This is a genomic window from Nostoc sp. DedSLP03 (genome assembly GCF_034530815.1).
GTDB lineage: Bacteria > Cyanobacteriota > Cyanobacteriia > Cyanobacteriales > Nostocaceae > Nostoc.
Window position 1 is genome coordinate 1 of the sequence record NZ_JAVRCK010000160.1, and the last position, 9,795, is coordinate 9,795.

Consider the following 9,795-nt stretch of genomic DNA (forward strand, 5'->3'; position numbering starts at 1 on the left):
TCTTGTTTCTTTTGTCAAGTTCATACTATACCAATTTAGATGAGCTTACCCTGCCGTAGAGATGGTTTTCCGCAGTTTATATTTTTTTGATCGCGCGCGAGCGCAAAATCCACAACTACAACTTATTCCTTGGTTAGTTGAGCATCAGCGTTCTATGGGCTTGGTTAAAGCTGTTCGCCAACGACACCGACGGTAACGCCGCTAGGTCGCTTGACATCTGGGCTGAAGCTTTAACTTGACACCAATGGCGTCTCGCCCGTCCTTGGCGGGTAAGATACCCGCCCCACAAGAAAATTGATTGCAACATTTTAGCCTTGACACGCCAGTATTGTGTTTTACTCCTAAATTCTGAATTCTGCTGTATCTTCCAAAACTTAAATAAGTTTGCTCCCATTAATGACAGTAGCCGCTTTTAATAGCGAATTAACATTGGGTCATAAATTTGAGACTCTTGAACCCCATAATTGCTCAGAATAGACCTAGCTATATCTTGCTCGCGCTCTGTGCCACTAACGATAAGTATGTAATTGCCTTGCTCTATTTGCTCATTATAAAAGCGTGCCCACTCATCTGCTATTCCTAACCTCATAGCATCAAAGCGTTCACTTAAATTAATGCCTATTGGCACAACTAATTGAGAAAAGTCTTTGCAAATTAAGGAAATCTGGTTTACAGAAAAACCTGCAATACACATATCCTTAATTGCTGCTTCAGCATTATCTATGCTATTAAAGCAACTAACACTATACTTAGACATCATCCCAGTTTTATTTGGAATTGCAGTAGCAGAAGTCGTTGTGGTCAGAGAATTTGTAGTTTCATATTCACTGTTGAGATGCTCGTAAATACCAAACTCTTCAATACCCCAACGCTGTAATATTTCTTCTACTTTAGCAATTTCAAAAGATGTACAATCAACGATTATTAAATAGTGTCCCTCCTCTACTCGCTCGTTATATGCTCTAGCTTGCTCTGACGACATTCCCCAACCAACTAATGCACCAGCAAAAGTCCCAGTGGCAGCACCAATACTTGCCCCAACAAGGGTTGTAACCAAAGCAGTTGCTGCTGCTCCAGCCAGCATTATTGGGCCAATTCCAGGGATTGCTAAAGTCCCAAGACCCACCAATAAACCAGTTAACCCACCAACAGCGCCCCCTGAAAGTCCTCCTACTGTTGCACCTTCGTCAGCTTTATCACCAGTGTCCTCTTTAACTTGATCAGCGGCAATCTCATGATTGCGATCTGAATTTTGTACAAGTATAGATACTTTCTCCATTGCCAAGCCAGAAGCTCTCAACTCATGTATTGCCCGCTCTGCATCTATCCGATGAGTAAATACGCCTACAGCACGTTGATATTGACTTAAAACCATAATTACTCCTTGGTCCCAGGGGAAAGATTAATCGCTGACAAAGTTGATTCTTCAGTACTTGTTATCTTAAATACGAGTTGGTTCAATTCAAAACTATCCTTAGTAATAAAATACATTCTCTCGCTCATGAGGTAGGCAATAACACCTTCAACGGTGCAAGTCAAAAAATGAATACACCAAGATGGAAAGACCCTTAACTGATGCGAAATTATTATTAGTGAGTGACACGGCATACGGTTCAGATAAGCATTTTTTACTTTCCCTGTGGTCTGGGGAATGGGTTTGCGGGTAAAGGGGAAAAGATGTATTCAAAACCTTTCCCCTTTACCCTTTCACCTTTAACCGAACTGTATTGAGTGACACAGAACAGCCTCAACTAGATGTGTATGTCCAACGCAGACATAACGACATTCCTCTGTGTTGATATCCCAAATTCTCAGAGCTTGGTCATGGGATGCAAATTAAGTCTTTGAAATTTCGCTTTTGTCTTGACTGTGGTTTTCTCTATAAGGAGTCCGGGAATTCTGTGTGATTTGATGGGCAACCTATTTAACAAAACCTTCCTAAAGGCTGACTGTGCTTTATTTATAGTTTGTCCGTAGGCAGAAGAGATCGATACATAGAATCAGTAATATTTCTTTTTATAGCTAAAAGGCTTGTGTAGATTTCATCCTACCTAGTTCAAGCTGTATTTTTTTATGAGTTTGGTAAGCAGCAATTATGCGTTGGCAAATAGGTCGTCGGAGTACAAATGTTGAAGATCGGCGTGGGATGAAGATTTCCGCTCCTGTCGTGGGTGGGGGCGTAGGAGCAGCACTTATATCGCTATTGGTTTTACTATTGGGTGGCGATCCTAGTGTCCTTTGGCAAGAAGATTCCCCACCAAATGATAGGCCGGTAGCTGAGTCACCTCAAACAACAGGATCTCAAACTCAAGATCAAATGGCGGATTTTGTATCTGTTGTACTGGCTGATACAGAAGATACATGGAGTGAGTTGTTTCGGCAAGATGGAAAAAGTTATGTAGAACCAAAGTTAGTTCTTTACTCAGGAGCGGTAGAGTCTGCTTGTGGATTTGCACGTTCAGCAGTTGGGCCGTTTTATTGTCCGCGCGATCGAAAAGTGTATATTGACTTGAGTTTTTACCGCGATTTGAAGACTAAATATCAGGCACCTGGAGATTTTGCTCAAGCATACGTGATTGCTCATGAAATTGGGCATCATGTCCAAAATTTACTGGGGATTTCGCAGCAAGTTAGAGGTTTGCAGAACCAAGCGAGTCAGACACAAGCAAATCAGCTTTCTGTGCGATTAGAATTACAAGCAGACTGTTTTGCAGGCGTTTGGGCAAATCATGCTCAACGCTCGCGGCAAATTCTGGAAACAGGTGATATTGAAGAAGCATTGAACGCAGCTAGCAGTATTGGGGATGACCGCTTGCAAAAACAAGCTAAAGGCTATGCTGTGCCAGAATCTTTTACACATGGTAGTTCAGCCCAAAGGGTTCGTTGGTTTAAACAAGGTATCCAAACGGGCGATCCTCAGAAATGTAATACTTTTGCCAGGACAAATTTTTAAAATAGAGCAGAATTCAGAATTCAGAATTCAGGAGTAAAATACGCTTGATATTTGGGTAAACAAACTTGAAATCTGCTGTATTTCAAGTGTTTACGATTCTTTGGCAACTATCGAGCTTTATTGACAAAACTTTCCCGATGCAGGAGCAGAAATTGAGGAAGCGATCGCTACAAGGGACTTCCAATTAAAAAAATATTCTATCGCTTTGAGGGCAGGAGAGTAGGGGGAGAAATCAATTCAAAATTCAAAATTCAAAATTCAAACATTTTAGAACTTCTGCCTCCAGCATAGCTGCCTTCTGCCTCCTCTTTCCCAATGCCCAATGCCCAATGCCCAATGCCCCATAACTAATTCCAATCTTGCTCGTCCTTTTTTCCACGGCTTTTGTAAATTCCACCCAAATCGTGAATTTGACGAGTTTTCTCAAAAAGCTCGGCTTCGGTCAAACCCCACTGTTGCAAGACTTTATCTAGGTCTTTTTGAATGTCTCTCGCCCCTGGAAACCCTTGATAACGCATTCGCAGCCTAGCCAATTCTGCTAAGTTATAGTCTGTTGCCTGTTGAGCGAGTAAAATATCAATAAGGGGGCGATCGCGGTTATAAAGTGGATGTTGTTGATCTTTACCGGCCGTTGCTTCAGTCATTGTCAGTCCTGAGTTAGGAGTTAAAAGTTATAAGTTAAGAGTGATGAGTCTTGGTTTTTAAGTTTAGCCGAGAGCAGAGGAGCAGAAAAGGCAAAAGAAAATAATCTTCTGTACGTAAAAGTTAATTGTAAAATTGATAACTTTTTACTTAATCATAACTCCTAACTCCCAACTCACAACTCCTAACTCACATTAGACGGCAAGTACACCTGATGTCTTACGGCTCTCACCACTGCCACTTAACTTTAAATAAAGTTACATTGTTCTTAAGAAAATACAAAAAACTTTAGATGAGGGTGAATTTTATCTCACCCAAAGTCCAAGCAGCGAGGGAGCAAGAACCCATTATGTTTGAACACTTCACTTCCGAAGCCATTAGAGTAATTATGTTAGCTCAGGAGGAAGCCCGTCGCCTGGGACACAACTTTGTAGGAACAGAACAAATTCTCCTGGGTTTAATGGGAGAAGGAACTGGGGTTGCTGCTAAAGTGCTAGCTGAATTAGGCGTTACCCTCAAAGATGCACGTCGCGAGGTAGAAAAAATTATTGGTAGGGGTTCTGGCTTTGTACCACCAGAAATTCCTTTTACTCCTAAAGTCAAAAGCCTCTTCGAGCAATCGTTTAAAGAAGCTCATAGTCTAGGACAGAATTACATTAACACTGAACACTTACTCTTAGGATTAACCGAGGCTGGTGAAGGTGTCGCAGCCAAAGTACTGCAAAATCTAGGGGTTGACTTCAAGAGTGTCCGCAGTGCGATAGTTCGCCGTTTGGGTGATAATGCACCAGCTTTTGCTGGTAGTGGTAGTCAAAAGCGCACCCAACCGCTAACAATGGAAGAGTTTGGCAGAAATTTGACCAAATTAGCCCAAGAAGGCAGACTCGACCCTGTAGTTGGTCGCCAGAAGGAAATTGAGCGGGCAATCCAAATTCTCGGTCGCCGGACTAAGAATAACCCGGTGTTGATTGGAGAACCAGGAGTTGGCAAAACTGCGATCGCTGAAGGTCTAGCTCAACGGATTATCAATCAGGATGTTCCTGAAAGTTTGCAAGACAAACAAGTTATCAGCCTCGATATGGGGTCATTGGTAGCTGGAACTCGCTTCCGTGGCGATTTTGAAGAACGCATCAAAAAAGTTGTGGAAGAAGTCCGCACTGTCGGCAATATCATCTTGGTGATTGATGAAATTCACACCTTGGTTGGCGCTGGTGGTACAGAAGGCGGCTTGGATGCAGCCAACATCCTCAAACCTGCCTTAGCACGGGGTGAACTCCAGTGCATCGGCGCAACCACCCTCGATGAGTATCGGAAGCATATCGAGCGCGATGCCGCCCTAGAGCGTCGTTTCCAACCGATTCAGGTTGGAGAACCATCGGTAGAGGAAACCGTACAAATTCTCTACGGCTTGCGCGGTGCTTACGAACAGCACCACAAAGTCACAATTTTGGATTCAGCACTTGTCGCCGCCGCAGAATTATCAGACCGTTATATTAGCGATCGCTTCTTGCCAGATAAGGCAATAGACTTGATTGATGAAGCTGGTTCTCGCGTTCGTTTGCGGAACTCCCAAAGTTCTCCCAATAAAGAACTTAAGCGCGAACTCGCTGGTGTCACCAAAGAAAAAGAAGCAGCAGTCAGAGTCCAAGATTTTGACAAAGCTACACAACTGCGCGACCAAGAGTTAAAACTCGCAGAACAACTGCAAGCAACCTTTACACAAAACGAGCAACCTGTCAACTCGACTGTAGTTGATGAAGAAGACATCGCCCAAATCGTTGCCTCTTGGACTGGCGTACCAGTTAACAAGCTCACTGAATCTGAGTCAGAGTTGCTTTTACATCTAGAAGACACTCTGCATCAGCGGCTCATCGGACAAGAGCAAGCAGTCACGGCTGTAGCTCGCGGTATCCGTCGCGCCCGCGTTGGTTTGAAAAATCCCAATCGTCCGATTGCCAGCTTTATCTTCTCTGGGCCTACCGGAGTTGGTAAAACAGAGTTGGCGAAGGCACTAGCTGCCTACTTCTTCGGTGCGGAAGACTCGATGATTCGGCTAGATATGTCCGAATACATGGAAAGTCACACCGTCGCCAAGCTCATTGGTTCGCCTCCTGGTTATGTCGGATACGACGAAGGCGGACAGCTGACAGAAGCCGTGCGGCGCAAACCTTATACAGTGCTGCTATTCGACGAAATCGAAAAAGCACACCCCGATGTATTCAATATGCTGCTGCAACTCTTGGATGACGGTCATCTTACCGATGCCAAAGGTCGGAAAGTGGACTTCAAGAATACGCTGATCATTTTGACTTCTAACATCGGTTCCAAGGTGATTGAAAAAGGCGGTAGTGGTTTAGGCTTTGATTTCGACACTCAAGCCGACGCTAGTTATAACCGGATTCGCACCTTGGTAAATGAGGAATTGAAAGCTTACTTCCGTCCTGAATTCCTTAACCGCCTTGATGAGATTATCGTCTTCACCCAGCTTTCCAAGGATGAAGTTAAGCAAATCGCCGAAATTATGCTTCGCGATGTTGCTAGCCGCTTGACAGAAAAGGGAATTATCCTAGAAGTTAGCGATCGCTTCAAAGAGCTTGTAGTACAAGAAGGTTATAACCCCAGCTACGGCGCTAGGCCATTACGTCGGGCAATTATGCGCCTCTTAGAAGATTCTCTTGCCGAAGCAATGCTGTCTGGTGAAATTACAGATGGAGACACAGCTCTCATCGATGTTGATGATGACTCTCAAGTGAGAGTACAAAAATCAGAAAAACGAGAATTGCTCTTGGCAAATGTTGGCTAATTTTATACCCGATCGCTTTTTACTGTAATATTTGAGAAACACTCCAGCCTCTTGCCTAGAGCAGAGGCACAAACAGGGTCATCTCAGACAAACATCAAGTGAAATGGTATTATTTCTCACCCCTAGTAGAAATGCTAGGGGTTTTTTTATGCGATTTATAAGAAGAATTCAGAACTCAGGAGTCAGAATTCAGAATTGAATTCTGTACGACTGGGTAATGAATATTGGTTTAAAACCTTGCCCCTTGTGGGCGAAAAAAATTAAAATATTCTCGCCTTAAAACTTTATCCCTTTATGAGTAGAGGATTCTGAATTCTGATTTCTGATTTCTGGATTCTTCTTCAAAGTTTTCTCGGTTGACTTATAGCTCCTGACTCCTGCCCAAACAGTAAGTGGCTGCCCAACTTGTTTATACAGTAAGCTTTCCATAATTACACCATTATTGTTAGCGGTGAGAGTTTTATTCGGCTGACGCAGAGACTCATAAAAGCCGTTGTACCAGCCTTCTTGAGACTTAAGATTGCCTTGAACGAAATCAAATAACTGACGGGTATAATCAGTGTTATAAAGCACATGCCAGCCGATCGCAGCTTTGGCACTGAGGAATCGCAAATTGTTGTGCTGTTCTCTGGTATCGGCAATGGTTGCCCAAGGTTGTCCGTTGACAAATAGGCTGCTGTAAACAAAGTATGGCGCGCGATCTAAGTTGTCTTCGGTGACGGCGGTTAATTGTTTTGTTGCTTCATAACGCGCGGCTTGGGCAGCTAAAATCCGATCGGCATAAGCTTTAGGCAAAGCTTGAAACCCAGTTTCAATGCCATCTAAAATATAGGGTTCGCTAAGAACGTAATTATTGGCTCCAGAGTTTTTATAGTCCCGTTTGTCGTAGGGAATTCCTTGTCCATAAAGATCGACAAAGGCAGTATGGGACTGATAATCTAAAGCCTTTTTAACATCCAAACCCCAAAGCTTCAAACCATAAGCAGCATAATTCTCATAGCCCAAGCGACCTTCTTGATTGTATTGTTCTTTGCCTTTGATGACAGCAGTACCATACATTTGACCGTTTGTGGTCAGACGCTTGACTTGCCAGTGTTTCCAAACTGCTTCTGTTTGCGATCGCATTTCTGGATACTTTGCCTCGACAATCTTCAGCCAGATTGCCATTCTTCCTAAATCAATGGCTGACCAGCCAATTTCTTCTCGTTTATCTAGTTGACCATAATTAACGGGTACGAGAGTTTTCGCATTGTAAACTTTGTTGGGTAGTTCTCCTTTATACAATGGCATTGACGCCAGTGTATTCAACATTTTGCTCATTTTGGCTTCAAATTCAGCCGCAGGCACGATATTCAGTTCTTTAGCACTGACTAAGGCGGCGATCGCTGCTGTCTGATCCCACATACTTATCGAGGCAAAGCCATCAACAGAATTGATCAAGCCGGTTTCATCGTTCCAGTTGCGCTGGAAGTATGACCAAGCTTGACGCGCCGTTGTCATTTCTTCTGGGGTTAATTTTCCAACTCCAGGAGCAACGTATGGAATTATGGCTACTGTTAATTGATTCTTAGGAATCGGTTGACCTGGCAAAACTACGGATTTAGCATCAAGGCTGGCAACTATTTCAGCATCTTGGACACCAAAAACAGGGGGTTGGGGTTGTAAAGTAGTTGGGGATGTTGATATTTCAGCTTTTTTTATAATAGAAGTATTGGAAAGTTTCTTAGACCAACCATTTAAAAGTGCGATCGCGATCGCTGCGGTAACGACTCCTCCTACAGTAGCTAGTACGGACAAGCTCTTAGGTGGTGGTTGAAAGTCAGAACTCATACTGATTAAAGCCTTATGTTGTAAGTAAAAGTTATTTGCGTAGTTTCACCAAATACATTCTTCCCAACTTTGAAATCTAACTAACACCGAGAAGTCCACCTGACTACTACAATAAAATAGTCACGCACCCGATCTCTGGAGTTCTAGCAGTGGGCTTATTTGATGATTTGAGTCGGTTTCTAGAAAACCGTTTAGAAGAATTCTTGCGTAACAATCCACATTTGGAGTTAGAGGCGCTGCTAGAACAGCTGCGTGAGCAAGAAGAAGACACATTAAGGCTAATCGCAGATTTAAAATTACAAGAAAAGCGATCGGAAGAAGAAATTCTCTCCACCGCGCAAGAAATTCAGCGTTGGCATATCCGCATTCAAAAAGCCAAAAACGCCAATAGAGAGGATTTGGCGGCGGCTGCTCTTGAGCGAGAAGCAGCCCTATTGCGCGAAGGAAATCAGCGCTGGGGACACATGCAAGGGCTGAAAGAACGCATTAACCAATCTCAGGAATTACTGAAAAAAATTCAGCAACGCCGACAGGAAGTGCAAGCTAAAGCTGCCGAAGCACAAACAGCCCGTGCTAAAGCGCAAACCCAGCAGCGTTCGGAAACCATTGGCTGGTCGAATCAAACTAGCACTTTTTCTAGTGGTTTTGATGACTTAGAAGAGAAGTTCCGTAGCTGGGAAACTCAGGATGAGTTAGAGCAAATGAAGCGGAATATGCAGAAGTAGCGCTTATTGGCTAAAATACGCCGAAATAGCTTTTGCGTACGCAAAAATAGCAAATGAGTACGCCGAAATAGCTTTTGTGTTCGCAAAAGTAACAAATGAGTACGCCGAAATAACAAATGCGTTCGCAAAAGCAACAAATGCGAACACCAAAGTAACAAATGCGTTCGCCGAAATAGCTTTTGTGTTCGCTGAAATAGCTTTTGCGTTCGCCGAAATAGCTTTTGTATTCGCCAAAATAGCTTTTGCGTTCGCTGAAATAGCTTTTGTGTTCGCAAAAGTAACAAATGCGATCGCCGAAATAACAAATGCGTACGCCAGAAATAGCTTACTCACTTGGTTTTTCGCGTCAGTTTTACCCCACCCTAACCCTCCCCTTGCAAAGGGGAGGGAACAAGATTTCTTATTTCCCGTCTTGGCGATAGCTCAAAATCAGCAGCAGATTTTTGCAAAGGGGAGAGAACAAGATTTCTTATTTCCCCCCTTTGCAAGGGGGGATTAAGGGGGGTAATAATATGATTAAAATTACAGCCATTTGACGACAATAATTAGGATTTTTAGAATAATAGGATAGGTTTATTGCTGTTGCTCATGGAAAAAAGCAACAGTTGCAGGTAAATCAAAATTATCCCGTCCCTGAATCGGTTGTAAAATTCGCGCAGCCACTGACAAAGCTAATAAGCGTGTAGTATGTATATAAACTATATATACCAAGCAATATGAGTGTAGAGTTATTAGCTATTGTGGGCCCAGTAGTAAAAGCAGTAGCTCCAGAAATTGTTAAGAAAATCTTCAGGGGGCGACAGTGGAGCTAAAGAGCTTGCTGTATAAGTGACATAGCTTTC

At 43.2% G+C, this 9,795-nt stretch carries 8 protein-coding genes; 4 read left to right on the plus strand and 4 right to left on the minus strand.

The annotated features are described in order from the left end of the window. Positions 1 to 133: 133 nt before the first annotated feature. Both RM368_RS36995 and RM368_RS37000 read right to left on the minus strand, forming a co-directional pair. Complete coding sequence (locus RM368_RS36995) at positions 134 to 307, minus strand: hypothetical protein (protein WP_322698668.1); 174 nt, start codon at positions 305 to 307, stop codon at positions 134 to 136. 105 nt (positions 308 to 412) lie between these two features. Then, entirely contained in the window at positions 413 to 1,375 is a 963-nt protein-coding gene (locus RM368_RS37000; RefSeq protein ID WP_322698669.1) for a hypothetical protein, read from the minus strand. A gap of 720 nt (positions 1,376 to 2,095) precedes the next feature. On the opposite strand from RM368_RS37000, the gene RM368_RS37005 reads away from it, so the two are divergent. Continuing rightward, positions 2,096 to 2,953, plus strand: a complete 858-nt coding sequence (locus tag RM368_RS37005; RefSeq protein WP_322698670.1) for a neutral zinc metallopeptidase — start codon at positions 2,096 to 2,098, stop codon at positions 2,951 to 2,953. A gap of 347 nt (positions 2,954 to 3,300) precedes the next feature. On the opposite strand, the gene RM368_RS37010 is transcribed toward RM368_RS37005, so the two are convergent. After that, positions 3,301 to 3,597: a DUF3288 family protein gene (locus RM368_RS37010; RefSeq protein ID WP_322698671.1), complete on the minus strand. Its 297-nt coding sequence runs from the start codon at positions 3,595 to 3,597 to the stop codon at positions 3,301 to 3,303. Positions 3,598 to 3,944: 347 nt separating this feature from the next. On the opposite strand from RM368_RS37010, the gene RM368_RS37015 reads away from it, so the two are divergent. Beyond that, positions 3,945 to 6,398: an ATP-dependent Clp protease ATP-binding subunit gene (locus tag RM368_RS37015; RefSeq protein ID WP_322698675.1), complete on the plus strand. Its 2,454-nt coding sequence runs from the start codon at positions 3,945 to 3,947 to the stop codon at positions 6,396 to 6,398. Between the two features lie 276 nt (positions 6,399 to 6,674). Here the strand turns inward: RM368_RS37015 and RM368_RS37020 are convergent, their stop codons facing one another. Then, positions 6,675 to 8,228, minus strand: coding sequence for a DUF3131 domain-containing protein (locus tag RM368_RS37020; protein WP_322698672.1), 1,554 nt, complete (start codon positions 8,226 to 8,228; stop codon positions 6,675 to 6,677). A 149-nt stretch (positions 8,229 to 8,377) separates the two neighbouring features. Between RM368_RS37020 and RM368_RS37025 the strand changes: the two genes are divergently transcribed. Together RM368_RS37025 and RM368_RS37030 are read left to right on the plus strand one after the other, a co-directional pair. Next, a complete protein-coding gene (locus RM368_RS37025) occupies positions 8,378 to 8,953 on the plus strand; it encodes a TIGR04376 family protein (protein ID WP_322698673.1) in 576 nt (191 codons plus the stop codon). Positions 8,954 to 9,029: 76 nt separating this feature from the next. Then, entirely contained in the window at positions 9,030 to 9,452 is a 423-nt protein-coding gene (locus tag RM368_RS37030; RefSeq protein ID WP_322698674.1) for a hypothetical protein, read from the plus strand. The last annotated feature ends 343 nt before the right edge of the window (positions 9,453 to 9,795 follow it).